Origin of the sequence: Aureimonas sp. Leaf454 (assembly GCF_001424685.1) — a bacterium.
Lineage (GTDB): Bacteria > Pseudomonadota > Alphaproteobacteria > Rhizobiales > Rhizobiaceae > Plantimonas.
On sequence record NZ_LMQT01000021.1, the window covers coordinates 37,663 to 62,483 of the forward strand.

The 24,821-nt window shown below is 71.2% G+C and carries 22 protein-coding genes and 1 riboswitch; of the genes, 11 read left to right on the top strand and 11 right to left on the bottom strand.

The annotated features are described in order from the left end of the window. Positions 1–13: 13 nt before the first annotated feature. From cobN to ASG43_RS15515, 5 genes are all read right to left on the bottom strand, one after another. On the bottom strand, positions 14–3,853 hold the full coding sequence (cobN, locus tag ASG43_RS15495) for a cobaltochelatase subunit CobN (protein WP_056506919.1): 3,840 nt from the start codon (positions 3,851–3,853) through the stop codon (positions 14–16). Then, positions 3,853–4,923, bottom strand: a complete 1,071-nt coding sequence (gene cobW, locus ASG43_RS15500) for a cobalamin biosynthesis protein CobW (RefSeq protein WP_056506922.1) — start codon at positions 4,921–4,923, stop codon at positions 3,853–3,855. Before cobW ends, cobN begins: the two co-directional genes overlap by 1 nt. Positions 4,924–4,927: 4 nt before the next feature. Further along, the gene (gene cobU, locus ASG43_RS15505; protein ID WP_200939521.1) at positions 4,928–5,455 is read right to left on the bottom strand and encodes a bifunctional adenosylcobinamide kinase/adenosylcobinamide-phosphate guanylyltransferase; all 528 of its coding nucleotides are present in this window, start codon (positions 5,453–5,455) and stop codon (positions 4,928–4,930) included. Positions 5,456–5,469: 14 nt separating this feature from the next. Then, on the bottom strand, positions 5,470–6,264 hold the full coding sequence (locus ASG43_RS15510) for a CbtA family protein (RefSeq protein WP_056506926.1): 795 nt from the start codon (positions 6,262–6,264) through the stop codon (positions 5,470–5,472). A 315-nt stretch (positions 6,265–6,579) separates the two neighbouring features. After that, entirely contained in the window at positions 6,580–6,774 is a 195-nt protein-coding gene (locus ASG43_RS15515) for a CbtB domain-containing protein (RefSeq protein ID WP_056506929.1), read from the bottom strand. A 30-nt stretch (positions 6,775–6,804) separates the two neighbouring features. Further along, a riboswitch (cobalamin riboswitch) is annotated at positions 6,805–7,090 on the bottom strand. A gap of 189 nt (positions 7,091–7,279) precedes the next feature. Here ASG43_RS15515 and ASG43_RS15520 point away from each other — a divergent pair. After that, complete coding sequence (locus ASG43_RS15520) at positions 7,280–8,137, top strand: SDR family NAD(P)-dependent oxidoreductase (protein ID WP_056506931.1); 858 nt, start codon at positions 7,280–7,282, stop codon at positions 8,135–8,137. A 1-nt stretch (position 8,138) separates the two neighbouring features. Here ASG43_RS15520 and ASG43_RS15525 read toward each other — a convergent pair whose 3' ends face one another. Together ASG43_RS15525 and ASG43_RS15530 are read right to left on the bottom strand one after the other, a co-directional pair. After that, the gene (locus tag ASG43_RS15525) at positions 8,139–9,638 is read right to left on the bottom strand and encodes a cobyric acid synthase (protein ID WP_056506934.1); all 1,500 of its coding nucleotides are present in this window, start codon (positions 9,636–9,638) and stop codon (positions 8,139–8,141) included. Next, entirely contained in the window at positions 9,635–10,378 is a 744-nt protein-coding gene (locus tag ASG43_RS15530) for a TSUP family transporter (protein WP_056506937.1), read from the bottom strand. The genes ASG43_RS15525 and ASG43_RS15530 overlap by 4 nt, the downstream gene beginning before the upstream one ends. Positions 10,379–10,676: 298 nt before the next feature. On the opposite strand from ASG43_RS15530, the gene ASG43_RS15535 reads away from it, so the two are divergent. From ASG43_RS15535 to cobM, 6 genes are read left to right on the top strand one after another with little or no spacing between them, the layout of a single operon-like run. Continuing rightward, a complete protein-coding gene (locus ASG43_RS15535; RefSeq protein WP_056506939.1) occupies positions 10,677–11,903 on the top strand; it encodes a sirohydrochlorin chelatase in 1,227 nt (408 codons plus the stop codon). Positions 11,904–11,914: 11 nt separating this feature from the next. Beyond that, positions 11,915–12,550 (top strand): precorrin-8X methylmutase, encoded by a 636-nt coding sequence (locus tag ASG43_RS15540; RefSeq protein WP_056506942.1) that lies wholly within the window; start codon positions 11,915–11,917, stop codon positions 12,548–12,550. After that, positions 12,547–13,758 carry a bifunctional cobalt-precorrin-7 (C(5))-methyltransferase/cobalt-precorrin-6B (C(15))-methyltransferase gene (locus ASG43_RS15545; RefSeq protein WP_056506945.1) on the top strand — a complete coding sequence of 404 codons (1,212 nt, stop codon included), beginning with the start codon at positions 12,547–12,549 and terminating at the stop codon, positions 13,756–13,758. The genes ASG43_RS15540 and ASG43_RS15545 overlap by 4 nt, the downstream gene beginning before the upstream one ends. Next, positions 13,755–14,504: a precorrin-2 C(20)-methyltransferase gene (gene cobI / locus ASG43_RS15550; protein WP_056506948.1), complete on the top strand. Its 750-nt coding sequence runs from the start codon at positions 13,755–13,757 to the stop codon at positions 14,502–14,504. The genes ASG43_RS15545 and cobI overlap by 4 nt, the downstream gene beginning before the upstream one ends. Then, the gene (gene cobJ / locus ASG43_RS15555; RefSeq protein WP_056506951.1) at positions 14,501–16,333 is read left to right on the top strand and encodes a precorrin-3B C(17)-methyltransferase; all 1,833 of its coding nucleotides are present in this window, start codon (positions 14,501–14,503) and stop codon (positions 16,331–16,333) included. Before cobI ends, cobJ begins: the two co-directional genes overlap by 4 nt. Further along, positions 16,330–17,118, top strand: a complete 789-nt coding sequence (gene cobM / locus ASG43_RS15560) for a precorrin-4 C(11)-methyltransferase (RefSeq protein ID WP_056506954.1) — start codon at positions 16,330–16,332, stop codon at positions 17,116–17,118. Before cobJ ends, cobM begins: the two co-directional genes overlap by 4 nt. Positions 17,119–17,122: 4 nt before the next feature. Here the strand turns inward: cobM and ASG43_RS15565 are convergent, their stop codons facing one another. Further along, positions 17,123–17,857: a cobalt-precorrin-6A reductase gene (locus tag ASG43_RS15565; protein WP_056506957.1), complete on the bottom strand. Its 735-nt coding sequence runs from the start codon at positions 17,855–17,857 to the stop codon at positions 17,123–17,125. Then, positions 17,847–18,971 (bottom strand): cobalt-precorrin-5B (C(1))-methyltransferase, encoded by a 1,125-nt coding sequence (locus tag ASG43_RS15570; protein WP_056506960.1) that lies wholly within the window; start codon positions 18,969–18,971, stop codon positions 17,847–17,849. Before ASG43_RS15570 ends, ASG43_RS15565 begins: the two co-directional genes overlap by 11 nt. A gap of 62 nt (positions 18,972–19,033) precedes the next feature. Between ASG43_RS15570 and ASG43_RS15575 the strand changes: the two genes are divergently transcribed. Both ASG43_RS15575 and cbiB read left to right on the top strand, forming a co-directional pair. Continuing rightward, the gene (locus tag ASG43_RS15575) at positions 19,034–20,320 is read left to right on the top strand and encodes a cobyrinate a,c-diamide synthase (RefSeq protein ID WP_056506963.1); all 1,287 of its coding nucleotides are present in this window, start codon (positions 19,034–19,036) and stop codon (positions 20,318–20,320) included. Next, entirely contained in the window at positions 20,317–21,279 is a 963-nt protein-coding gene (gene cbiB, locus ASG43_RS15580; protein ID WP_056506965.1) for an adenosylcobinamide-phosphate synthase CbiB, read from the top strand. Before ASG43_RS15575 ends, cbiB begins: the two co-directional genes overlap by 4 nt. Here cbiB and ASG43_RS15585 read toward each other — a convergent pair. Next, positions 21,272–22,042, bottom strand: a complete 771-nt coding sequence (locus ASG43_RS15585; protein ID WP_056506969.1) for an adenosylcobinamide-GDP ribazoletransferase — start codon at positions 22,040–22,042, stop codon at positions 21,272–21,274. The genes cbiB and ASG43_RS15585 overlap by 8 nt on opposite strands. 146 nt (positions 22,043–22,188) lie before the next feature. Between ASG43_RS15585 and cobT the strand changes: the two genes are divergently transcribed. Then, the gene (gene cobT / locus ASG43_RS15590) at positions 22,189–23,205 is read left to right on the top strand and encodes a nicotinate-nucleotide--dimethylbenzimidazole phosphoribosyltransferase (protein WP_056506972.1); all 1,017 of its coding nucleotides are present in this window, start codon (positions 22,189–22,191) and stop codon (positions 23,203–23,205) included. A 71-nt stretch (positions 23,206–23,276) separates the two neighbouring features. Here cobT and ASG43_RS15595 read toward each other — a convergent pair whose 3' ends face one another. After that, positions 23,277–23,471: a hypothetical protein gene (locus ASG43_RS15595; RefSeq protein ID WP_082490965.1), complete on the bottom strand. Its 195-nt coding sequence runs from the start codon at positions 23,469–23,471 to the stop codon at positions 23,277–23,279. A 235-nt stretch (positions 23,472–23,706) separates the two neighbouring features. On the opposite strand from ASG43_RS15595, the gene iolG reads away from it, so the two are divergent. Further along, positions 23,707–24,690, top strand: a complete 984-nt coding sequence (iolG, locus tag ASG43_RS15600; RefSeq protein ID WP_056506974.1) for an inositol 2-dehydrogenase — start codon at positions 23,707–23,709, stop codon at positions 24,688–24,690. The last annotated feature ends 131 nt before the right edge of the window (positions 24,691–24,821 follow it).

The following is a 24,821-nucleotide window of genomic DNA, read 5'->3' on the forward strand; positions in this document are numbered from 1 at the left end:
TCGGTTCGTCCGTTCAGTCAGATGCGGGAGCGGCTGGGTGGGCGGCGGCGAGGGACATCCTCGCCGAGTTCGAGCGGGGCGACCAGAGGCCCCGGTCGATCGCCTCGAGAAGCCTGGCGTTCATTTCTCGATAGGCCGCTTCGTTGTGGGCGAGGAGGAAGCCGCGCACGGTCTCGTCGAGGAGATAGGCGCGATGGACCGCATCGAAATGATGGTCGGCGACGGCGCCCGTCGTCGCCGCGAAGGCGAAGAGATAATCGACCGTCGCCGCCATTTCGAAGGCGCCCTTATAGCCGTGGCGCATGACGCCCGCGATCCATTTCGGATTGACCACGCGGGCCCGCACGACGCGGGCGATCTCCTCCTGCAACGTGCGGATCACGGGGCGCTCGGGCCGCGAGTGGTCGTTGTGGTAGACCGCCGGCCGCGCGCCGGAGAGATGCTCCACCGCCGCCGTCATGCCGCCTTCGAACTGGTAGTAATCGTCGGAATCGAGAAGATCGTGCTCGCGATTGTCCTGGTTCTGCACCACCGCGTCGAGCCGTCCGAGCCGTGCCTCGAACTCGGCGCGCGCGCCATCGCCCTCGACCTCGTGGCCGTAGGCATAGGAGCCCCAGACGAGAAAGCCCTCGGCGAGGTCGCCGGCGTCGCGCCATCCGCCCTCGTCGACCAGCGCCTGAAGACCGGCTCCGTAGGCGCCGGGCTTGGAGCCGAAGATGCGAAAGCCCGCGCGGGCGTCCGCCTCCGCGTGCGACAGCCCCGCCGCTTCGAGGTCCGCGCGCTCCGCCGCCATGCGCGCCGCGATCGGGTTGTCCTCCGCGGGCTCGTCCAGCGCGCCGATGGCCCGCGCCGCCCGGTCGAACAGCGCGATCTGGTCGGGAAAGGCGTCGCGGAAGAAGCCTGAAATGCGAAGCGTGACGTCGACGCGCGGCCGCCCGAGTTCGGCGAGCGTGCGGATCGCGTAGCCCGTGACGCGGCCCGATGCGAGGTCCCAGACGGGTCTGGCGCCGATCAGAGCCAGGGCTTGCGCGAGATCGTCGCCGCCGGTGCGCATGTTCGCGGTGCCCCAGCAGGTGAGGCCGATCGCGGCGGGCCACTCGCCGTGATCCTGCAGGTGGCGTGTGACGAGCAGTTCGGCCGAGGCCGCTCCGAGCGTGAAGGCGGCCGGGGTCGGCACGGCCCTGACGTCGACCGAGAAGAAGTTGCGCCCCGTCGGCAGCACGTCCGGACGCCCGCGCGAGGGCGCGCCGGAGGGGCCGGGGGGAACGAAGCGCCCGTCGAGCCCGGCGAGGAGCCCGGCGATCTCGGCCGGGCCGCAGGCGGTCACGGCAGGCTTCAGCCGGGACTCGATGGCCGCCAGAACGGGGGCTGTGGACGGCATGGGGATATCCGGCCGGATCTCGCCGGAGACGAGGCCGGATGCCAGGAGTTCGATGCGCTCCACCGTGTCGCCGGCGGTGCGCCAGGGGTCGGTGGACAATGTGTGGAGAAGCTGTGGACGGGGGCCGGTCCAGGGCGCGGAGAGGTCGCAGTCGAGGGGATCGAAGGGGCGCCTCGACGCGTCGCTCGTCCCCGACAGCTCCAGATCCGTGGCGATCGCCCGGTGCAGCGAGGCGTCCCCGGCCTCGTAGCCGCGCGGCAGCCGCGCCAGCGCCACGACGAGATCGGTCAGCAACCGCCCCTCCGGCGACAGGCCGAAGATGTGCAGCCCGTCGCGGATCTGCATCTCCTTCAGATCGCAGAGCCAGGCATCCAGCCGCTCCAGAGCGGCGTCTCCGGTCTCGTCCGACGCGATGCCGGCATCCGCCCCGATTCCCTCGTCTCCGAGCAATGCGAAGATCTGGCGCTTCAGGAGCGCCGTTCGTCTCGCGTCGCCGTCCGCCGCGTAGACCTCGTCCACGAGCCGTTCGAGATCGCGCAAGGGGCCGTAGCTCTCGGCCCTCGTCAAAGGCGGCGTCAGATGGTCGACGATCACGGCGGAGGCACGGCGCTTGGCCTGCGTGCCCTCGCCGGGATCGTTGACGATGAAGGGATAGAGGTGGGGCAGGGGCCCGAGCACGGCCTCGGGAAGGCAGTCCCGGCTCAGCGCCAGCGCCTTGCCCGGCAGCCATTCGAGATTGCCGTGCTTGCCCATGTGGACGACCGCATGGATGCCGAACACCTCGCGCAAGTAAGCATAGGTCGCGATGTAATGGTGCGGCGGGACGAGGTCGGGAGAGTGGTAGGTCTCCTTGGGGTCGATGTTGTAGCCGCGCGCCGGCTGGATGCCGACGATGACATGGCCGAAGCGCGCGAGCGGCAGGGCGAACCCCCGCGCCGGATCGAAGAACGGATCGGCCTCCGGTCCGCCCCAGCGCTCGGTCACCGATTGCCGGACGGCCTCCGGCAGGGCGGCGAAGGTCTCGGCATAGGCGCTCGCCGGCATCCATTCCCGGACCTCGCGATCCCGCCAGCCGTCATTGGTCGGTCCCTTCAGGATGTGGGCGACCAAGGCGTCGCCGTCGTCGGGGATCGCGCCGGTGTCGTAGCCCGCCGCCGACATCGCCCGAAGCACGGCGATCGTGCCGGCCGGCGTGTCCAGTCCGACGCCGTTCGCGATCCGTCCGTCGCGGTTCGGATAATTGGCGAGAAGGATCGCGACGCGGCGCTCCGCCGCTGGCGTCGCCCGAAGCCGAGCCCAGTTGCGCGCGAGGCGGGCGACGAAGGCGAGGCGGTCCGGCACCGCGCGGTGCTCGACGATCTCGCACTCGGTCGCCGCGTCCCATTCGGCCGCCGCCTTGAAGGCGACCGCGCGCGTCATGACCCGGCCGTCCACCTCGGGCAGGGCGACGTTCATGGCGAGATCACGGGCGAAAAGACCCCGCGCCGAGGCGGCCCAGGCCTCCTCGCGCCCACCGGAAAGAACGGCCTGCAGCACGACGGCGCCGTTCTCCTCCAGCACGGTCGGCACGTGTGCGCCGCCGGGTGAGGAGACGGCGAAGCCGGTGAGGTTGACGACGACGGAGGGCGGCTGACGCGCGAAGATCGCGCGCACGGTCTCGGCGGAGACGGGATCCTTGAGGCTGGCGACGAAGACCGGCAGCGCCTCGAAGCCCTCGGTCTCCAACGCCGCGCACAAGGCGTCCACCGGCGCGGTCTGTCCGCTCTGCACGAGCGCGCGGTAGAACACGACCGCGGCGACGGGGCGAAGGTCCGCTCCCGGTCTGGTCTGCCCCCTCGAGGGAGAACGGCGGGCAGGCGGACGGGAGGGAGACGAGGCGCCGCCGTCGACGGCCGGCGAAGGCGATGCGCCCTGCGATCTCGCCACCCCCCGCTCCAGCACCCCCGCCTTCATCAGCGGCCGAGGCTCGATCTCCAGGGGCCGTCCCTCGATCACCGACCGGCAGCCGGCCAGGAACGCGTCCGCGTTGGCCGCGCCGCCCTCGCACAGGCACCGCCACAGCCGCTCGCGATCCGCCTGCGGCACGGTCGAGAACCGCTCCAGTCCCGGATCGGGCTTGTCGTCGCCCGGCAGTACCGCGAGCCTGACGCCGGACCGCTGCGCCAGCGACAGCAGCGCCTCGCAGCCATAGGGCCAGTAGCCTGCACCCCCGAGCAGCCGCACGACGATCAGCCCGGCATGCCGGAACGTGCGCTCGATCGAGGTGTCGACCGACATCGGGTGTTGCAGGCGCAGGAGATTGGCGAGCCGCAGCGACGGGGCTTCGAGCCCCTGCCGCCGCGCCGCCCCGGCGAGCGCGGCAAGCTCCGTGTCGGCTGCCGAGAGCACCACGAGGTCTGCCGCGGACTGGCCGAGATCGACCGCCTCGCCGGCCTCCGCCACCGTGCCGGCGCGGGCGAGGAGGAGATGCATCAGGCGGCCTTCGCAGCCTTGGTTCCCAGCGCCGCGATATCGGCGAGGATCGTCGCATCGTCCAGCCCATCGTGGAGGCCGATCACCACCAGGCGCGTTTGGCGCGCTTCGCCCTGCGCCCAGGGCCGGTCGAAATAGGTCTCGATGCGGTGGCCGACCGCCTGCACCACGAGCCGGGCCGGCTTGCCCGCGACATGGGCGAAGCCCTTGAGGCGCAGGATATCGTGGCGTTCGAGGAGGCGTTTCAGGCCCATCGTGAAGTCGGCGACATCCGCGATCTCGCCGGCCTCCGCGACGAAGCTCTCGAAATCGTCGTGGTCGTGCGGCTCGCCGCCCGCGTGCTCGATCTCGTGATGCGAGCGACGGTCGGCGATGCGGTCTTCCGTTGCCGCGCCGAGGCCGAGCAGGATGTCGGCGGGCAGCTTTCCGTGCTCGGCCGGGAGCATCTTCATGACACGCCCGCCGGACGCCTCTTCCACCGTGCGGCGCACGCTCGCAAGACCCGCATCGTCGAGGAGATCGGCCTTGTTGAGGATGAGGAGATCGGCCGCGCGGATCTGGTCCTCGAACAGTTCCTCCAGCGGATCGTCGTGGTCGAGGCTCTCGTCCGCCGCGCGCTGTTCGGCGAGCTTGCCCTCGTCGCTGGCGAAGCGCCCGGCGGCGACCGCCGCCGCGTCGATCACGGTGACGACGCCGTCGACCGTCACGCGCGCCTTCACGTCCGGCCAGTTGAACGCCGCCACGAGCGGCTGGGGCAAGGCGAGGCCGGACGTCTCGATCACGATGTGGTCGAGCCGGTCGGCGCGTTCGAGCAGCTTGGTCATGGTCGGGATGAAGTCGTCGGCGACCGTGCAGCAGATGCAGCCGTTGGTGAGCTCCACCACGTCCTCCTCGCGGCAGGTCTCCACGCCGCAGCCCTTGAGGAGATCGCCGTCGACGCCGAGATCGCCGAACTCGTTGATGATCAGCGCGATGCGCCGCCCGCCGGCATTTTGAAGGAGGTTGCGGATCAGCGTCGTCTTGCCCGCGCCGAGAAAGCCGGTGACGACGGTTGCCGGAATTTTATGCATGACATCAGCCCTTGAGCTTCAGCGGCAGTCCGGCGGCGACGAAATAGACGTCGCCGGCGCGTGCCGCGATGGATTGGTGGAGCCGGCCGGCATGGTCGCGGAAGGCGCGGGCCATGGCATTGTCCGGCACGATGCCGAGGCCGACCTCGTTGGAGACGAGGACGACGGGCGAGAAGCGATCCTGGAACAGCGTCTCGACCAGCGCCTCGCTTTCGGCGAGGACGTCGCGGCCCTCGACCATCAGGTTCGTTAGCCAGAGCGTGAGGCAGTCGACGAGAACCGCCGTGCCGAGCTGGGCGTGCCGCTCCAGCGCGCCGCAAAGATCGAGCGGCGCCTGCGTGTCCCGCCAGCGCTCGCCGCGCCGGGCTCGGTGCTCCGCGATTCGGGCTGCCATCTCGCTGTCCTCGCCGGGAGCGCCCGCGGTCGCGATGTAGAGGGGATCGAGCGGCGAAGCCTCGATCAGCCCCTCCGCGAAACGGCTTTTGCCGGAGCGCGCGCCGCCGAGAACAAGCGTCGCGCCGTTGCGAAGGATCGGGACCGGCAGCGTCATGCGAACGCCGCCGGTCCGGTGCCGCGCTTCAACCGGTCGAAGGCGAGGCCGAGCGCAAGGCCGAGAAACAACCAGAACGCGGCGGAGGTCGCGAGCGAGGCAACGGCGAATTCGGCCGCGAGCGTCGGCGGCACGGGGCTTGCGAGATCGGCCGGCTGCGGCGCGCCGTGGAGATGCGGCAGGACGAGCGCGAGAACGCCGAGCGCCTTCACGGCGGGCCAGCGGGCGAGGATCATGAGCCCCGTCCCGAGCGCCGAGAGCGCGACGGTCGCGATCCACCAGATCTGCCGGTCCGCAAGGTCCGCGGCGGGCATGGCGGGAAGCTCCGGCGCGAGGCCGAGCGCGGGAGCGAGCGAGACCACCGCGAAGCCGAGCGCCCCCCAGGCAAGCCCGTTCGTCGCCGTGATCGGCCGTCCCGCGACGAGGCTCGCGGCGGCGAGAATCAGCGCGAAGCCGGTCCCGGTCACGAGATTGGCAAGGAGCGTGCCGAAGAGCCGGCTCTCGACCGACGCGGGCGCGTGATGCCCATCCGCGCCGGCTCCCGGCTCCCCGTGTCCATGCGCTTCGCCGCCGGCCGCGCTATGGGCGAAGAGCAGTGCAGCGTCCGGTGCGGCGGCTTCGGCCGTCCCAACGAAGCCGCGGGCCGACGCATGGTCGTGCGCCGCGCCGCCGTCTTCGTAGGATTCGGCCTGGATGATGAGCGGCACGATCCCGGCATATTGGATCGGCGTGAGCAGAAGGCCTGCGAGAAGTCCGGCGCCGAGCGTGGCGAGGAGGAGGCGGGTGATCATGGTTTGTCCTGTCGGTGGCCCGGTGAAGCGCTCATCCTTGCGGGAGCGACCTGCGTCTCGGGCGGATGTCATGCCGCCCTGTCCCGACCGCGAAGCGACCGGGACCCTGACGACATCCCTCACGCGGCGATCTCCCCCGGGAGGAGGAAATGTCCGGCAGGACAGGGGGGGCGAACCGCGACGATATCGGAGCCGCACCCATCGGACCGCGACCGTCGTTCTCGACGGCGCGCCCTCTGCCTTGCCGGTCATCTCCCCGCACAAGCGGAGATCGGCCGAGCCTCAAGCGGTCCGTGCTAGAGGCTGCTCATCGGCTCAATGGCAGGGAAAGCCGAAGCCGTGGCGCACGTCGTGGGCGGTGTCGTGCAGCGTCTGGGCGGACGCGAAACCGGCGCCCCAGACCAGGACAAGACCGAGGATCATCGCGGACAGGCCGGCGAGAAGACGCGTCGAAGGGGCGATGGCGACAGGCGAAAGGGTCCCGTGCGGGACCTCGTGGGAAACGGACATGCTCAACCTCCGTGAAGGCACGCGGGAATCGCGGCCTTTTCATGGGATGGCAGGTCTCCTGGCTCGCGGGTCGTCGGTCTCTTCCTGCCTTCCCGGCGCCTCTCGGCGTCAGTGGCGTTTCCCCCGTGCGTCAACGCTGCCGGCGTTTGTCGCTGCGAAAGCGCTGTCGCGCATTCCCCGGGGTGGAAGGACCTCGCCGCTCTACAGTCGCGGGGTCGGCTGCGACGCGGGATCCCGGATTGGGTCGTCCCTTCGCATTCCCTCTTAGCCGATGACGCGAGATCTGCGCCGCCGGACCATCCGCGGGGCAGGATAGACGCATTCGGCTTCAAGTCAACGAACCGGCAGGGTCCCGCCCAAGGCCACCGGCGCCCTCGCGCGCCGCTTGGAGACGTCGACAGCGGTCGTCCGGCAACTATCTGACGGCCTGAGTTTCTCCGTTCCCCGCATCGCAGAGCCGCCCTCCCGGCCGTCCGCCGCCCGGTGCCCATCCGAAAGCCGCCCGATGAACCATCCCGCTCTCGCTCCCGCCAGCACCGCCGTCGTCACCGGCGGTGCTGGCGGCATCGGCCTTGCCGCCGCCCGTCGCCTCGTCGGCGCCGGCCTGAACGTCCTCGTCGCCGATGCCGACGAAGCCGCGCTCGATGCGGCCATGGCGGAGCTTTCGGGGGCCGCGCAAGGCGGTGCGCAGGTGCTGGCCCGCCGCGTCGACGTCGCCGACCGTGCCGCGCTGGAAGCCCTCGCGGACGAGGCCTTCGCGACCTTCGGACGGGTCAACGTCCTCATGAACAATGCCGGCATCCAGCCCGGCAGCGCCATCTTCGGCCCAAAGGACGCCTGGGCGCGCATCCTCGCGGTCAATCTCGGCGGCGTCGTCTCGGGCTGCCAGGTCTTCGTGCCGCGCATGCTGGAGACCGGCGAGCCCGGCCTCGTCATCAACACCGGCTCCAAGCAGGGCATCACGACGCCGCCGGGCGATCCCGCCTACAACGTCTCGAAATCCGGCGTGAAGACCTTCACCGAGGCGCTGGAGCACGAGCTTCGCGGCAAGGCGGGACGACAGATCGAGGCGAAGCTCCTCATTCCCGGCTTCGTCTTCACCGGTCTCACCGCCAAGGGTCGCACCGAGAAGCCGGCGGGCGCCTGGACACCGGAAGAGACGGTCGATTTCATGCTGGAGCGGATCGACGCCGGAGACTTCTACATCCTCTGCCCCGACGGCGAGGTGACGCGGGAGATGGACGAAGCGCGCATTCTCTGGGCGGCCGGCGACATCGCGGAGAACCGCCCGCCTCTGTCGCGCTGGCACGGCGGCTACGACGATGCTTTTAGGGCCTTCCTCGCCGCGCGCATGAAAGCCTGACCTAAAGGCGGCGTCGGGCGATGGCGAGGATCCGCTCCACGTCGAGATGCACCTCCAGCGCGTCCGCAACGGCGTCGAGCGCGGCCTCGACGCCGGCGCGGTGGTCGCGCGGCTCGGCGTGATGGCCGAGCCCCGCCAGGAAGCGCCGCCGCCAGCCGTCGGCCGAGAAGAGTCCGTGGAGGTAGGTGCCGATGATGCGGCCGTCCGCGCTTCGCGCCCCCTCCGGCACCCCGCCGGAGAGGACGACCGGCCGCGCGCGGTCGGGCCCTTCCGTCAAGCCGAGATGGATTTCGTAGCCCTCGACCCGCTCGCCGTCCGGCGTCACCGCCTCGACCTCCCGCAGCGTCTTCTCCCGCGCCATCACGGTGTCCACGTCGAGAAGGCCGAGCCCCTGCGCCTCGCGCACCGAGCCTTCGACGCCATGGGGATCGCGCACGCGCCGGCCGAGCATCTGGTAGCCGCCGCAGAGGCCGACGACATGGCCGCCCCGGGCGACATGGTCCCGGAGGTCGCGCTCCCAGCCGCAGGCGCGGAAGGCGGCGAGATCGGCAATGGTGGATTTCGAGCCGGGAACCAGGACGAGCCTGGCGCGGCCGGGCAGAGGCTCGCCGGGCCGCACGAAGACGACCTCGACGCCGGGCTCGGCGGCGAGCGGATCGAGATCGTCGAAATTGGCGATCCGCCCGAGCATCGGGACGGCGACCGTCAGAGCGCCCGGACCGGCCGCGCTCATCCGCTCCAGCGCGACGGAATCCTCCGCCGGCAGGCGCGCCGTTTCCCGCAGATGCGGCACGACGCCGACCGAGGGCCAGCCGGTGAAATGCGTGACGGCGGCGAGGCCCTCGTCGAAGAGCGAGACGTCGCCGCGGAACTTGTTGATCAGGAAGCCGGAGATCATCGCACGGTCGGCGGCGTCCAGCACCGTGTGCGTGCCGACCAGCGAGGCGATGACGCCGCCCCGGTCGATGTCGCCGACGAGAAGGACGGGCACGTTCGCGGCGGTCGCAAACCCCATATTGGCGATGTCGCCGGCGCGAAGATTGATCTCGGCCGGCGAGCCCGCGCCCTCCACGATCACGAGATCGGCCTCGGCCGAGAGCGCGCGGAAGCTCTCCAGCACCGCGCCGAGAAGCGTCGGCTTCAGCCGCTGGTAGTCGCGCCCGCTCGCTTGGCCGGCGAGGCGGCCCGCGACGACGATCTGCGAGCCCGTTTCCGATTGGGGCTTCAGGAGAACCGGGTTCATGTGGACGCTCGGCGCGACGCCGCAGGCGAGCGCCTGAAGCCATTGCGCCCGGCCGATCTCACCCATCTCGGAGGAGCCGGGAATGGCGGCGACCGCCGCGTTGTTCGACATGTTCTGCGGCTTGAACGGGCGCACGCGCAGGCCCCGGCGCGCGAAGAGCCGGCAGAGCCCGGCGACGAGCACGGTCTTGCCGACATCCGACCCCGTGCCCTGCAGCATGATCGCGGCGGGTCCGCGCACGGCTGATGCCCCGCTCATCCCGCGAGCAGCTTCGTCGCGAGCGCCAGACAGGTGACGACGAGCAGCGGCCGGATGATCTTCGAGCCGAAGCGCATGGCGAAGCCCGCGCCGACGCGTGCGCCGACGAACTGCGCCGCGCCCATGGCGAGGCCGAGCTTCCAGAGGATCGTCCCCGTCGCCGCGAAGACGACGAAGCCGCCGACATTGGACGCGAAGTTGAGAAGCTTGGTGTGCGCGGTGGCTTTCAGGACCCCGAAACCGGCGAGCGTGACGAAGGCCACCATGAAGAACGAGCCCGTGCCCGGCCCGAAAAGCCCGTCATAGGCGCCGATGAGGGGCACCAGCACGAGGGCGAAGACGATCGGCGTGACGCGCCGACCGGCATCCTCGTCGGAGAGCCCCGGCTTGAAGGCGAAGAAGAGCGCGATGGCGATGAGGAGGACGGGCAGGATCGTCTTCAGGACGTCCGTCGGCAGGACCAGGGCGCCGAGCGCGCCAAGCACCGCGCCGCCGAAGGAGAGGAGGGCGGTGGGCGCCAGCTTCTTCAGGTCGACATGGCCTTTGCGGGCATAGGCCAGCGAGGCCGACCCCGAGCCGAAGAGCGATTGCATCTTGTTCGTGCCGAGCGCCGACAGGGGATCGAGCCCGCCGATGAGAAGTGCGGGCACGGTGATCAGCCCGCCGCCGCCCGCGATCGCGTCGATGAAGCCGGCGAGGAACCCCGCGGCGACGAGAAGAAGGAAGGTTTCGGTGAGCATGGCGTCGTCCCGGCGGAAGCACCGGTGCCTAGCCGTCCCCGCGGGCTTTGGAAAGCGGGAAGGAAGACGTGAGATCCGCCGCCTCGATGTCGCGGGGTGAGGATGCGGCCGTGATTTGACGGATGCGCGCCCGTGCTGTTTACCGGGCATCACACTGACGGTGCCCCGTTCGGGGCTCTCCAGCGATTCCGGTGCGGCCGACCCAAGCAGGGGGCCAGGACGGAAGCTGTCGGATCGGTCCGCCTCGGCTTTTCCGCCGTCGGCGCTCCTCCGGCGATTGGGAACGGAGGAGGATGCGATGAACGCCTTGATGCTCTGCGGCCATGGAAGCCGCGACGCGGCCGCGATGGAAGAATTCTCCGGCCTGGCGCAGAAGCTCGTGAAGCGCCTGCCGGACTGGACGGTCGAGCACGGCTATCTCGAATTCGCCCGTCCGGTCATCCGCGAGGGCCTCGACCGCCTGCGGGAGGGCGGCGCGCGCCGGGTTCTCGCCCTGCCGGGCATGCTCTTCGCCGCGGGCCACGCCAAGAACGACATTCCCTCCGTCCTCAACACCTATGCGGCGGCCAACGGCCTTCCCATCGACTACGGGCGCGAACTCGGCATCGACCCGAAGATGATCCGCGCGGCCGGCGAGCGGATCCGGGAATGCCTGCGTGCCAACGGCTGGCGCGACGGCGAGCCGCTGCACGACACGATGCTCGTCGTCGTCGGCCGCGGCGCCTCCGATCCCGACGCCAATTCCAACGTCGCCAAGGTCATGCGCATGCTCTGGGAAGGGCTCGGCTTCGGCTGGGGCGAGACCGCCTATTCCGGCGTCACCTTCCCGCTGGTGGAGCCGGGGCTGGAGCATGCCGCCCGTCTCGGCTACCGGCGGATCGTCGTCTTTCCCTACTTCCTCTTCACCGGCGTCCTCGTTCGCCGCATCCATGAGCAGACCGATCTCGTGGCGGCGCGCCATCCGGAGATCGAGTTCCTGAAGGCGCCCTATCTCGGCGCGCACGATCTCGTGGTGGAGACCTTCGTCGACCGGCTGCACGAGATTCTCGACGGCACGAACAACATGAACTGCGGAATGTGCAAGTACCGCGAGCAGGTGCTCGGCTTCGAGGCCGAGGTCGGCCTGCCGCAGGAAAGCCACCACCACCATGTCGAGGGGATCGGGTCCTCCGCCGACTGCAACCTGTGCGACCGCGCCTGCACCGGCGCCTGCAAGACCGTGCCCGCCAAGGCGACCGCCGACCACCGGCACGCGCCGCATGGCCATGCGCACGGCCACGACCATCACCACGACCATCATCATCCCGACCATGACCACGGCCATGCCCATGATCATCCGCACGGCCATGATCATGCCCATGCCCATGGCCACGACCATGCGCCTGCAAACGCCCATGCGGATCATGCAGAGGCACACGGCCACGGCCACGGCCACGATCACGGGCCCGGCGGCCACGCCCATGTTCACCATCCCTATCCCCATGCCGACCATCCGCTCGGTCCGCGCTCGATGGCGAAGCCTTGAGCGCGTCGGGCTTGGACTACCTGCGCGATCCCGCCGCCATCTATGCCGAAAGCTTCGCGGCGATCCGCGCGCTGGCCGATCTCGGGCGCGTGCCGGACGCGGCGCGGGAGCTTGCGATCCGGCTCGTCCATGCCTGCGGCATGCCGGATATCCTGGATGATCTCGAACTGTCGCCGGGCGCTGTCGAGGCGGGGCGCGCGGCGCTCGCCGCGGGGCGGCCGGTCCTCTGCGATGCCGAAATGGTCGCCCACGGGGTCATCGGGCGGAATCTTCCCGCCGACAATGCCGTGATCTGCCGCTTGAACGATCCGGCCGTGGCTCTGCTCGCCGCCCGGCTCGGCACCACCCGCTCGGCCGCGCAGGTGGATCTCTGGGACGACGCGCTGGAGGGCGCCGTGGTGGCGATCGGCAATGCGCCGACCGCTCTGTTCCGACTGCTGGAGCGCCTTGATGCCGGGGCGCCGCGCCCGGCCGTCATCCTCGGCCTGCCCGTCGGTTTCGTCGGCGCCGCCGAAGCCAAGGCCGAGCTCGCGCGGGATGCGCGCGGCGTGCCCTTCGTGACGGTCCATGGCCGGCGCGGCGGCTCGGCGCTGGCTTCCGCCGCCGTCAACGCGCTCGCCGCCGGGCTTGCCGGAGGCATCGCATGAGCCCGCGCTGGCTGACCATCATCGGCATCGGGGATGGCGGCCTCGCGACGCTGACCCCCGAGGCGCGCGCCGCGCTCGGCACGGCCACGACCGTCTTCGGCGGCAAGCGCCATCTCGCCATGCTCGGCGACCACCGCGCCCGGCGCGTGGAATGGGCGCAGCCCTTCGCCCGCTCGATCGAGGCGCTCGCGGCCCGGCGCGGTCAGCCGACCGTCGTCCTCGCCACCGGCGATCCCATGTGGTTCGGCGTCGGCGCGACGCTGGCCCGCGACATTCCCGCCGCCGAAATGCGCGTCATCGTGGCGCCGTCCGCCTTCTCGCTCGCCGCCGCGCGGCTCGGCTGGCCGCTGGAGGACACCGTCTGCCTCACGGTCCATGGCCGGCCCCTGGAGGCCGTGCTGCGCCATCTCCAGCCGGGCGCACGGCTCCTCGTCCTGTCCGAGGACGGCGACAGCCCGAAGGCGCTCGCGCGCCTTCTCACCTCGCGCGGCTACGGTCCGAGCCGGCTCACCATCCTCGAGCATATGGGCGGACCGAAGGAGCGCTTGCGCGAGTCGAGCGCGCTCGACTTCGATCTTTCCGATGTCGCGGCGTTGAACACCGTCGCGATCCTCTGCCGGCCGGGCCGGGCCGCCGAACCCCGGCCCCTCGTGCCCGGCCTTCCCGACGACGGCTTCATCCATGACGGCAAGATGACCAAGCGGGTGCTGCGCGCCCTCGCCATCGCCGCGCTCGCTCCGATGCCGGGCGATCTTCTCTGGGACGTCGGCGCGGGCTCCGGCTCGATCTCGGTGGAATGGCTGCGGGCCGGCCGCCATCTTCGATCCGTCGCGATCGAGCCGGTGGAGGCGCGGCGCGCGATGATGGCCGAGAACGCCGCCGTCTTCGGCGTTCCCGAGCTTCGGATCGTCGCCGGCCGCGCGCCGGCCGCCTTCGCCGCGCTGGACGCGCCGGACGCGGTCTTTCTCGGGGGCGGCCTGTCCGACGATATTTTCGAGCCGGCCTTCGCCGCGCTGAAGCCCGGCGGCCGTCTCGTCGCCCATGCGGTGACGCTGGAATCGGAGGCGATCCTGATCGGGCTTCATGCCGAGCACGGCGGGGAGCTTCTGCGGGTCGCGGTGGAAACGGCCGAGCCGGTCGGCCCCTATCGCGGCTTCAAGCCGGCGATGACGGTCGTCCACTGGCACCTGACCAAGGCCCCGGCATGACGGTCGCATCAAGGCGCGGCCGGCTCTACGGGGTCGGCGTCGGCCCGGGTGATCCCGAACTCCTGACGCTGAAGGCGCTGCGCATCCTGAAGGCCGCGCCCGTCATCGCCTATCCCGCCTCCGACAGCGGTCCATCGATCGCCCGGCGCATCGTGGAAGGCCACCTGCCGGCGGGTCAGGAGGAGATCGAGATCCTCGTGCCGATGCGCGTCGACCGCGCGCCGGCGAAGGACGTCTACGACGCCGCGGCCGTCCGCATTTCGACCCATCTCGAAGCCGGCCGCGACGTCGCGGTGCTCTGCGAGGGCGATCCCTTCTTCTACGGCTCCTTCATGTATCTCTTCGAACGCCTCGCCGCCCATCACCCGGTCGAGATCGTGCCCGGCATCACCTCGATCAACGCCGCATCGGCGCGGGCCCTTCGTCCGCTCGCCGCCCGCAACGATGGGTTCACCGTCATTCCCGCGCCGCTGGACGATGCCGCGATCGAGACGTTGATCGAACGCGCGGAGGGTTTCGCGATTCTGAAGCTCGGCCGGCACATGCCGCGCATCCGCGCTCTCCTCTCCCGCCTCGGTCTGGAATCCCGGTCGAGCTATGTCGAGCGCGCGACGCAGGCGGACGAGCGCATCCTGCCGCTCCGCCGAGCGCCGGACGCGGCTCCCTATTTCGCCCTGATCCTCGGCTATCGCGGCTCGGAGCCGGCGTTGCTCGGCCTTGCCGGCGACACGGGAGACGCTCGATGAAGCCGGCCGTCGTCACCCTGTCCGCAGCCGCGCTTCCGCTCGCGCGCCGCATCGCGGCGCTGATCTCGGGCGAGGTCCATGGCCTCGCCGGCCGCGCGGATGCGGAGCGGAGCTTTGCCAAGGTCGGGCCGCACCTGGCGTCGCTCTTCGCCGAGGGGCGGCCCATCCTCGCGCTGATGGCGTCCGGCGCCGTGATCCGCATCCTCGCGCCCCTCCTCGCCGACAAGTCGGCCGAGCCGCCCGTTCTCGCCGTCGCCGAAGACGGCTCCGCCGTCGTGCCGCTGCTCGGCGGGCATCGCGGCGCCAACGATCTCGCCCGGCGGATCGCCGCGGCCCTCGGCGTCGCCCCGGCGATCACCACCGCCGGCGATCTGCGCTTCGGCGTGGCGCTCGATGAGCCGCCCGCCGGTTGGCGCCTCGAAAACACGGGGGATGCCAAGACCGTCATGGCCGATCTCGTCGCCGGCGAGGAGGCCTGGATCGCGGGCGACGCGCCCTGGCTCGCCGCTTCCGCGATCCCGATCGCGGACGACGGACGCGTGACGCTCAGCATCACCGAGGAGGATCGCCCACCAGCCGCGCGCGAGCTTCTGTACCGTCCGGCCAACCTTGTCCTCGGCATCGGGACCGAGCGCGGTGCGCCGGCGGCGGACGCGATCGCCCTGGCGCAAACCGTGCTGGCGGAAGCGAAGGTCAGCCGGCTCTCGCTCGCCGCCATCGCCTCGATCGACCTCAAGGCCGATGAGGCCGCCGTCCATGCCGTCGCCGCCCATTTCGCCGTGCCGGCGCGCTTCTTCGACGCGGCCACGCTCGAAGCCGAGGCGCCGCGTCTCGCCAATCCGTCCGAGATCGTCTTCGCCGAAACCGGCTGCCACGGGGTCAGCGAGGGCGCGGCTCTGGCCGCTGTCGGACCGCACGGCGCGCTGCTGGTTCCCAAGCGCAAGGGCGCGCGGGTCACCGCCGCGCTGGCCAAGGCGCCGATGCCGGTGGATCCGACAGGCATCGGCCGGGCGCGGGGCCGGCTCTTCGTCGTCGGCATCGGTCCGGGCGGGGCGCAGTGGCGCTCGCCCGAAGTGTCGGCCATGGTCGAGACGGCCAGCGACCTCGTCGGCTACTCGCTCTATCTCGACCTCCTCGGCCCGCTCGGAACGGGCAAGACACGCCACGACTTCCCCCTCGGCGACGAGGAGAAGCGCGTGCGCCATGCGATGGAACTCGCCGGCGAGGGCCGCGACGTCGCGCTCGTCTGTTCGGGCGATGCCGGCATCTACGCCATGGCGACGCTCGTCTTCGAGCTTCTCGACACGGGCGGGGTCTCCCCGGCCGCCCGTCGCATCGAGATCGCGGTCTCGCCGGGCATCTCGGCCCTCCAGGCGGCGGCGGCGCGGGCGGGCGCGCCGCTCGGCCACGACTTCTGCACGATCTCGCTCTCCGACCTGCTGACGCCTTGGCCCGCGATCGAGCGGCGGGTCATGGCGGCGGCGACGGGCGATTTCGTGATCGCCTTCTACAATCCCGTCTCCCGGCGTCGCCGCACGCAGCTCGCCCATGCGCGCGACGTCCTCCTCCGCCACCGTCCGGCCGCTACGCCCGTGATCCTCGCGACCAATCTCGGGCGCGAGGGCGAGCATGTCCGGATCGTCGAACTGGCGGCGCTCGACATCGAGGAGGTCGACATGCTGACGGTCGTGATCGTCGGCTCGTCGCAAACGCGTCTCGTCGCGGCCGGGGACGGACGGCGCTGGGCCTACACGCCCCGCGGCTATGCGGACAAGCAGGGAAGCGGCCTCGCCGCTGCCCGATCCGAACGAGGGGACAGCGCGGCATGACCGTTCATTTCATCGGGGCCGGCCCGGGCGCGCCCGACCTCATCACCGTGCGCGGCCTGCGCCTCATCGAAAGCTGCCCGGTCTGTCTCTTCGCGGGATCGCTGGTGCCCGAGGCGATCGTCGCGGCGGCGCCGGCCGGTGCGCGCGTCCTCGACACCGCGCCGATGACCCTCGACGAGATCGTCGCCGAGATGGAGCAGGCGCATGCGGCGGGCCTCGACGTCGCCCGCGTCCATTCCGGCGATCCCTCGCTCTACGGCGCGACGGCCGAGCAGATGCGGCGGCTGGACGCGCTGGGCATTCCCTTCGACGTCACGCCCGGCGTGCCCGCCTTCGCCGCAGCCGCCGCCGCGCTGAAGCTGGAACTGACCGTTCCGGAGGTCTGCCAGACCGTGATCCTGACGCGCACGGCCATGAAATCCTCCGCCATGCCCGCGGGCGAGGATCTCGCGACGCTCGCCCGAAGCGGCGCGACGCTCGCGATCCATCTCTCCGTGCGCAATATCGGCCACATCAAGCGCGAACTGGAGCCGGTGGAGGCCTACGGGCCGGACTGTCCCGTCGTCGTCGCCTATCGCGTGGGCTGGCCGGACGAGGCCTTCATCCGCGGCACGCTCGGCGACATCCACACCCGCATCCGCGACGCCAAGCTGACGCGGACCGCGTTGATCTTCGTCGGCCGGGCGCTGGGCGCGACCGATTTCGTGGATTCCAAGCTCTACGACGCGAACCACGTCCATGTGCTCCGCCCCCGTCGCGGCGCGTCTTACAAGGCGGTTCCTTGAGCCGTCACGACAACCAGTCGAGGACCTCCTGCAACTCGGACACCGTCGGCCCTGGCGGTGAAACGGGCCGCGCCACGATGACGACGGGGAGCCCGAGCCGCCGGGCCGCAACGAGCTTTGCCGACGAAGCATCCCCGCCGGAGTTTCGGCAGACGAGATGCGTCACCCCGAAGCGCCGGAACAGCGCGATCTCCTCCACCGGATCGGCCGAGGGAAGACCGAGAACGAGATCGGCCAGAAAGGGCAGGGGCTCCTCCGGCGGATCGACCATGCGCAGGACGGGTCGCAGATCGCTCCGGTGCCGGAACGGGGCGAGGTGTTGTCGGCCGAGCGCCAGGAAAGGCCTTGCGCCCTCGGGCAACGCATCGCGCGCCGCGCCGAGGCAGGAGACCGGCGTCCAGCGATCCCGCGCGCCCGGCGTCCAGGCCGGCCGCAGGAGCTTCAGGCGCGGCACGCCCGTCCCGCTCGCGGCCTGCGCGGCGTTGCGCGCGATGCCGGCGGCGAAGGGATGGGTCGCATCGACGAGCCGCGTCACGCCCTCGGCGAGAAGGAACCGCGCCAGTCCCTCCGCTCCGCCGAAGCCGCCCACCCGGACCTCGCCCGCCGGTCGTTTGGGGAAGAGCGTGCGCCCGGCGAGAGCGGTGACGAGCCGGCTGTCCGGTCGCTCCTCGGAGATCCGTTCGGCCAGCGCGCGTCCCTCCGCCGTTCCCGCCAGGAGGAGGATCGTCTCAGCCGGCATGGCCGACCCCCCCGCCCGAGCGGTCGACGACGAGAATGTCCACGGCGACATCGGCCCCGCGCAGCAGCGCTTCGGCGCGCGCGCGGGCCTGATCGGCGACCGCCTGCCCGAGATCGATCCCCGCGTGGCGCGCGAGATCGAGGGCGGCCTTCGCCGTGTTGGCCGAAAGGATCGACGCGCGCAGCGCATCGCCCTTGTCCGCGCTTGCCGCGAGATCGGCGAGAAAGGCGAGGTCCACCTGGCTGCGGCCCGAATGGAGATCCATCGCGCCTTGGGCGAGCTTGGCAAGCTTGGCGAAGCCGCCGGCGATCGTCAGGCGCGGGACGGGATGGAGGCGGAGATACTTCAAAAGCCCTCCCGCGAAGTCGCCCATGTCGAGATAGGCGATCTCCGGAAGCTCCGGGAAGCGGCGGCGCGCGGCATCCTCGCTGGTGGATCCGGTGGACCCGACGACATGGCCAAGCCCCGCGGCCCGCGCGACGTCGACGCCGCGATGGATCGAATGGATCCAGGCCGAGCAGGAAAAGGGATGGACGATCCCGGTCGTCCCGAGGATCGAGAGACCGCCGACGATGCCGAGTCGGGGATTCCAGGTCTGCCGCGCCAGCGCCTCGCCGCCCGTGACGCCGATCTCGATCTCGAGATCGGCGCAGGGGCCATGTTCCTGCGCCAGCGCCTCGACGACCCCGCGCATCAGCGCGCGGGGAACCGGATTGATCGCCGGCTCGCCCGGCGGGATCGGCAGGCCCGGCATCGTCACGGTGCCGACGCCGGGACCGGCGCGAAAGGCGATGCCGGTGCCGGGCAGGCCTCGGCGGACCGTCGAGACGATTTCGGCCAGATGCGTCACGTCGGGATCGTCGCCGGCATCCTTGACGATCGAGGCCATCGCCGCGCCGTCGAAAAGGCGCTGCCGGTTCAAGGCGAAGGCGGGCCGCTCGCCCTTCGGGAGGAGGATCTCCACGGGATCGGGAAAGGCGCCGGTGAGGAGCGCGGTCAGCGCGGCCTTGGTCGCCGCGGTCGCGCAGGCGCCCGTCGTCCAGCCGCGCCGGAGCGGGCCGCCGGGGCCGGCCTTCGCCCTGTCCTCGCTGTGATCCTCGCGCGCGGCCGTCATAGCGCTTCTATAGGCCGGCCCGGGCCGCTCGGTAAGGTCTTGCTTCGTCGGGGTCGACGGCCATGAACGGACTTCTCGTCGCGTCTCCCGCCTCCGGCTCCGGGAAGACGGTCCTGACGCTCGCGCTCCTCCGGGCCTTGAGCGGCCGCGGCTCGGCCGTCGCCGCGGCCAAGGCGGGCCCGGACTACATCGATCCGGCCTTCCATGCCGCGGCGACCGGACGCGCGGCGCTCAATCTCGACCCCTGGGCGATGCGCGGCGATCTCGTGGAAGCGCTGGCCGGTCAGGTCGACGGCGATGCTTTCGTCGTCGAGGGCATGATGGGGCTGTTCGACGGGGCGGCGGACGGTTCGGGCTCCTCGGCCGACCTCGCCCGGCGTCTCGGGCTGGCCGTTCTCCTCGTCGTCGACTGCGCCAAGGTTTCCCATTCGGTGGCCGCTCTCGTGCGGGGTTTCCGAGACCATCGCCCGGACATCGCCCTGTCCGGCCTTCTTCTCAACCGCGTCGGCTCCGACCGGCACGAGACCATGCTGCGCACGGCGCTGGCGCCGCTGGCGGTTCCGGTTCTCGGCGCGATCCCGCGCGCTGCGGCGCTCGTTCTGCCCGAGCGCCATCTCGGCCTGGTCCAGGCCGGCGAGCACGGCGCGCTCGAGAGCTTCATCGAAGGCGCGGCGCGCCTCGTCGCGGACCATTGCGACATGGAGGCGGTGGAGCGCCTGGCGCGGCGCACGGCGCGACGGGGCCCGGACGTGGCGCGTCTGCCTCCGCTCGGCCAACGGATCGCGGTCGCGCGGGACGACGCCTTCGCCTTCGCCTATCCCCATCTTCTCCAGGGCTGGCGCCGGGCGGGGGCGCAGATCCTGTTCTTCTCGCCGCTCGGCGACGAAGCGCCGGATGCCGGCGCGGATGCGGTCTACCTGCCCGGCGGCTATCCCGAGCTTCATGCGGGTCGTCTCGCCGCCTGCAGCCGTTTCGCGGCGGGCCTCCGGCGCAAGGCCGCCGAGGGCGCCGCGATCTACGGCGAGTGCGGCGGCTACATGGTGCTCGGGCACGGTCTCGTCGACGCGTCGGGCACGCGCCATGCGATGACGGGGCTCCTGCCGCTGGAGACGAGCTTCGCCGCGCGGCGGCTTCATCTCGGCTATCGCAGGGCGAGCGCGCTCGGCACCTTTCCCTTCGCGGGCGACGTGACGGCGCATGAATTCCACTATGCGACCATCCTGTCGCAGGGGCCGGCTCTGCCGCTCTTCCAGATCGAGGACGCGCAGGGAACCGATCTCGGCCTTGCCGGGCTGCGCGAGGGACGCGTCGCCGGCTCTTTCCTCCACGTGATCGACCTCGCGCCATGAGCGCCCATCTGGCCGCGCTGCTCGCCGCGACGGTTCTCGACCGGCTCGTCGGCGACCCCCCCTGGCTGTGGCGGCGCGTGCCGCATCCGGTCGTCGTCTTCGGCCGGGCGATCGCCTGGGTGGACCGGCGCTTCAATCGCGACGCTCTCTCCTTCGCCGCGCGACGTCGGAACGGCGTCGTATCGATCCTGTCGCTTCTCGCCGTCACGCTCGCGGTCGGCGTCGGTCTTCACGCGATCCTCTCTGGCCTTGGAATGGCGGGCCTTGCGCTCGAAGCGCTCGTCGCCGCGGTGTTCCTCGCGCACAAGAGCCTTGCCGATCACGTCGAAGCCGTTGCGCGGGCGCTCCGGCAGGAGGGCCTTGCCGGCGGCCGGCGGGCCGTTTCGATGATCGTCGGACGCGATCCGGACGGCCTCGACGAGGCGGGCGTCTGCCGCGCCGCGATCGAGAGCCTGGCGGAAAACGCTTCCGACGGACTTGTCGCGCCGTTTCTCGCCTATCTCGTCCTCGGGCTCCCCGGTCTTCTCGCCTACAAGCTACTCAACACGGCCGATTCCATGATCGGCCACCGCTCCGAGCGCCATCTCGCCTTCGGTTGGGCGGCGGCTCGGCTCGACGATCTCGCCAATCTCGTCCCCGCGCGCCTGACCGCGCTTCTCTTCGCGCTGGCGTCGGGGCCGGCCTTCGCCCGCGCGCTCCGCGCCGCCTGGCGCGACGCGGGAACGCACCGCTCGCCGAATGCCGGCTGGCCCGAGGCCGCCGTCGCGGGGGCGCTCGGCCTCGCGCTCGGCGGGCCTCGGCGCTACGGCGAGATCCTCGTCGACGCCGAACATCTCAATGCCGGCGGGCGGAGGGACGCCCGGCCGGCCGACATCGACCGCTCGCTGGTTCTCCTCGCGCGGCTCGGAAACATCCTCCTCGCGGCGCTGGGTCTTTCCCTTCTCGCCTCCCTCACGTGATTCCGGCACCGATCGCGAAGCCGAGGAGGATCGTGAGGTCGGCGATCTGCTGCCCCGCGCCGAGCCCATCCCCCGTCTGGCCGCCGAGACGCGCCTGAAGGAGCTTGCGCACCTGTCCAAGGGCGAGGATGCCGAGGACGAGCGGCAGGGCGGCGGCGAACGGGCCGACCGTGACCGAGGCGAGGACGAGAAGGATCGCGGCGCCGATCGCCGCCGATCGCCGTCCCTCGCCGGAATCGGGCTGGCCGACGCGATCGGCGAGACCGCCGGGATCGGCAGAGGGGAGGCTCGACCAGAGCCAGCCCATCGCGCCCCGGCTCGCGGCCGCCGCGGCGAGGAGGATCAGCGCCGCATCGAAAGCCGAGTGCTCCGCGAGACCGGCCAGGAGCGCGATGCGCAACGCCAGGGAGAGGACCAGCGCGAGCGTGCCGTAGGCGCCGATGCGGCTGTCCTTCATGATGGCGAGCGCGCGCGTCTTGCCGTGATGGCCTCCGAGCCCATCCGCCAGATCGGCGAGCCCGTCCTCGTGAAGGGCACCGGTCAGCGCCGTGAGAAGCCCTGTGGCGAGAACCGCGCCGACGAGCGGCGACAGGCCGAGCCCCGTGGCAGCGACGAGCACCAGGGCGGACGGCGCCGCCGCGACGAGCCCGGCCAGCGGAAAGGCGGGCACGTCCGCGCCGAGCCGATGATGCCCGGAAAAGGCGGAGGCGACCGGTTTCAGCCGGGTCAGGAAGGCGAGGGCGCGCAGGGTCGAGGCGATCATGCCGGTTGCTTATCCGATCCCGGCACCTCTGTCCGGTCTCGAGGGCGCGTTCGAACGTGCGGCCTGTACGCGGCGGCGAGGTGGCGCTAGAGCAGCCGTCGAGACCAGCGCGATCCGGCTCGACCGGGCGAGTGAGGAGCATCGACATGTCCGCCACCGGCCTGCCCTTCGACGACATCCGCGCGCTTCTGGCACAGATGCCGGGTCCGGACATCGCCGCGCAGCATGCCGTCCGGCATCGCGACGCGGAGCTGACCAAGCCGGCCGGCTCGCTCGGGCGCCTGGAGGAGATCGCGGAATGGCTGGCGGCCTGGCAGGGACGCCCGCCCGCCGTCACGCGTCCCGTCGTCGCGATCTTCGCCGGCAATCACGGCGTCGCCGCCAAGGGCGTTTCGCCGTTTCCCCAGGAGGTGACGGCCCAGATGGTGGCGAACTTCGCCGCCGGCGGTGCGGCGATCAACCAGATCTGCGCGGCCTACGATCTCGGCCTCAAGGTCTTCGACCTCGCGCTGGAAGTGCCGACCGGCGATATCTCCGAGGAGGCCGCGATGGACGAGCGCACCTGTGCGGCCACCATGGCCTTCGGCATGGAATGCCTGATGGGCGAGCCCGACCTCCTGTGCATCGGCGAGATGGGCATCGGCAACACGACGGTCGCCGCCGCGGTGCTCGCCGGCCTGTTCGGCGGAACCGGGGCCGACTGGGTCGGGCCGGGCACGGGCCACGATGCCGCTGGCGTCGCGCGGAAGGCGGAGGTGGTCGACCGGGCGCTGGCGCTTCATGGGGACCATCTGCGCGATCCGCTGGAGGTCCTGCGCCGGCTCGGCGGGCGCGAGCTCGCCGCCATGGCCGGCGCCATCCTGGCCGCCCGCATCCAGCGCGTGCCGGTCATCGTCGACGGCTTCGTCGCCACCGCCGCCGCCGCCGTTCTGTTCCGGGCTGACCGGCATGCGCTCGACCATTGCCTGTTCGGGCATGTCTCGGCCGAGACCGGGCATGTCCGGGCCCTGGAGCGGCTCGACAAAGTGCCGCTTCTGGCGCTCGGCATGCGCCTTGGCGAGGGCACCGGCGCCGCGCTGGCGGCCGGCATCGTCAAGGCCGCGGCCGCCTGCCACACCGGCATGGCGACCTTCGCCATGGCCGGCGTGACGGATCGGGCCTGACCCGGCGCCAAGGGTTCCGGCACCGGCGCGACCACATCGGGCGCGGATGCTCCGTCCCGAGCCCGGCGGTCTCAGAGATCCGTCTGTTTCGGATAGGTGATGAAGAAGGTCCAGATGGAATAGAGGCAGATGCCGGCGGTGAGGACCGCCCAGGTCGTCTGCCCATGCCAGGCCTCGACGCCGCACCAGATCGCCGTCACGGCGACGACCGCGATCCGCCGCCACAGGGGCCGAAAGAAAGGGTGGTCCTGGTTTCGGATCGCCATTGGATGCCTCCCGCCCGGAGCCTCCGCTCCTCGCCCTCGCAGACGTCCCGTCAGCGGATCGTCGTCGGCCGCGGGTTTAGACGCTGTCGATCGCCCTGTCGAGAAATCCGCCGAACGGCCGGGCTCGGCGACGATCTCGAAAATGAAACGCCCATTGCAGCAGTCATCGAATTTGGCGTAAACGTACCGAAATCCAGCGGGAGAATCCGGCTGGAATCGGGGAGGATGGCGAGACATGCTGAGATTCGGACTCTTGGGCGCCGGCCGCATCGGCCGGATCCACGGCGCGAACGTCGCCGGTTCGGCGGGAGCACGGCTGGTGGCCGTTCACGACGCCGCGACGGAGGCCGCGTCCGGCCTCGCCGAGGCACTGGGCGCCGAGGTCCGGGACGCCAGGGCGATCTTCGCCTCGTCCGACATCGATGCCATCCTCGTCTGCACCCCGACGGACACGCATGCCGAGATGATCGAGGCGGGCGTTTCGGCCGGCAAGGCCGTGTTCTGCGAGAAGCCCGTCGATCTCTCGTCGGACCGGATCCGCCGCACGCTGGAAAAGGTCGGGTCGGCGCCGCTGATGATCGGGTTCAACCGGCGGTTCGACCCGAACTTCGCGGCGCTGCGGGCGCGGATCGGCGACGGTCTCGTCGGCGATGTCGAACTCGTCACCATCCTGTCGCGCGATCCGAGCCCGCCGCCGGTCTCCTACATCGAGCGCTCGGGCGGTCTCTTCCGCGACATGATGATCCACGACTTCGACATGGCGCGCTTCCTGCTCGGCGAGGAGATCGTCTCGGTCTTCGCCATGGGCTCCGCGCTCGTTGATCCCGCCATCGGGGCGGCCGGCGACGTCGACACCGCGGCCGTCCTCATGCGCACCGCGTCGGGCAAGATCTGCCAGATCTCCTGCTCGCGCCGGGCCACCTACGGCTACGACCAGCGCATCGAGGTGCATGGGTCGAAGGGGCTCATCAAGGCCGAGAACGTGCCGGAGACGACGGTCGTTCTGGCGACGGGCGGCGGCATCACGGCCGATCCCGTGCAGAACTTCTTCCTGGAGCGCTATGCCCGCGCCTACAAGGAGGAGCTTCGCCACTTCATCGAGGCGATCGAGGGCGGCAGCGCTCCGTCGCCCTCCGGTGAGGACGGGCTTGCCGCCGGTCTCCTCGCCGATGCCGCCGATGCCTCCTGGCGGTCGGGCGAGGAGGTCAAGCCCGGCTGACCGACGGGATCCGCCCCTCGCTGTCCCGATGCACGGGGAGGGAGGGGCGCTGGCCGAAAGAACTCCGCGCTCCGTGCGAACCCATCGGCCCCCGAACGCCTCCGGGGGGCCGGACCGGCCCCGACGGACCG

What these genes read in the sequence shown, in the direction of transcription:
- cobN (WP_056506919.1), bottom strand. Translation starts at nt 3,853, where the DNA reads ATGCATCTCCTCCTCGCCCGCGCCGGCACGGTGGCGGAGGCCGGCGAG.
- cobW (WP_056506922.1), bottom strand. Translation starts at nt 4,923, where the DNA reads ATGCATAAAATTCCGGCAACCGTCGTCACCGGCTTTCTCGGCGCGGGC.
- ASG43_RS15510 (WP_056506926.1), bottom strand. Translation starts at nt 6,264, where the DNA reads ATGATCACCCGCCTCCTCCTCGCCACGCTCGGCGCCGGACTTCTCGCA.
- ASG43_RS15515 (WP_056506929.1), bottom strand. Translation starts at nt 6,774, where the DNA reads ATGTCCGTTTCCCACGAGGTCCCGCACGGGACCCTTTCGCCTGTCGCC.
- ASG43_RS15520 (WP_056506931.1), top strand. Translation starts at nt 7,280, where the DNA reads ATGAACCATCCCGCTCTCGCTCCCGCCAGCACCGCCGTCGTCACCGGC.
- ASG43_RS15525 (WP_056506934.1), bottom strand. Translation starts at nt 9,638, where the DNA reads ATGAGCGGGGCATCAGCCGTGCGCGGACCCGCCGCGATCATGCTGCAG.
- ASG43_RS15530 (WP_056506937.1), bottom strand. Translation starts at nt 10,378, where the DNA reads ATGCTCACCGAAACCTTCCTTCTTCTCGTCGCCGCGGGGTTCCTCGCC.
- ASG43_RS15535 (WP_056506939.1), top strand. Translation starts at nt 10,677, where the DNA reads ATGAACGCCTTGATGCTCTGCGGCCATGGAAGCCGCGACGCGGCCGCG.
- ASG43_RS15545 (WP_056506945.1), top strand. Translation starts at nt 12,547, where the DNA reads ATGAGCCCGCGCTGGCTGACCATCATCGGCATCGGGGATGGCGGCCTC.
- cobI (WP_056506948.1), top strand. Translation starts at nt 13,755, where the DNA reads ATGACGGTCGCATCAAGGCGCGGCCGGCTCTACGGGGTCGGCGTCGGC.
- cobJ (WP_056506951.1), top strand. Translation starts at nt 14,501, where the DNA reads ATGAAGCCGGCCGTCGTCACCCTGTCCGCAGCCGCGCTTCCGCTCGCG.
- cobM (WP_056506954.1), top strand. Translation starts at nt 16,330, where the DNA reads ATGACCGTTCATTTCATCGGGGCCGGCCCGGGCGCGCCCGACCTCATC.
- ASG43_RS15565 (WP_056506957.1), bottom strand. Translation starts at nt 17,857, where the DNA reads ATGCCGGCTGAGACGATCCTCCTCCTGGCGGGAACGGCGGAGGGACGC.
- ASG43_RS15570 (WP_056506960.1), bottom strand. Translation starts at nt 18,971, where the DNA reads ATGACGGCCGCGCGCGAGGATCACAGCGAGGACAGGGCGAAGGCCGGC.
- ASG43_RS15575 (WP_056506963.1), top strand. Translation starts at nt 19,034, where the DNA reads ATGAACGGACTTCTCGTCGCGTCTCCCGCCTCCGGCTCCGGGAAGACG.
- cbiB (WP_056506965.1), top strand. Translation starts at nt 20,317, where the DNA reads ATGAGCGCCCATCTGGCCGCGCTGCTCGCCGCGACGGTTCTCGACCGG.
- ASG43_RS15585 (WP_056506969.1), bottom strand. Translation starts at nt 22,042, where the DNA reads ATGATCGCCTCGACCCTGCGCGCCCTCGCCTTCCTGACCCGGCTGAAA.
- cobT (WP_056506972.1), top strand. Translation starts at nt 22,189, where the DNA reads ATGTCCGCCACCGGCCTGCCCTTCGACGACATCCGCGCGCTTCTGGCA.
- ASG43_RS15595 (WP_082490965.1), bottom strand. Translation starts at nt 23,471, where the DNA reads ATGGCGATCCGAAACCAGGACCACCCTTTCTTTCGGCCCCTGTGGCGG.
- iolG (WP_056506974.1), top strand. Translation starts at nt 23,707, where the DNA reads ATGCTGAGATTCGGACTCTTGGGCGCCGGCCGCATCGGCCGGATCCAC.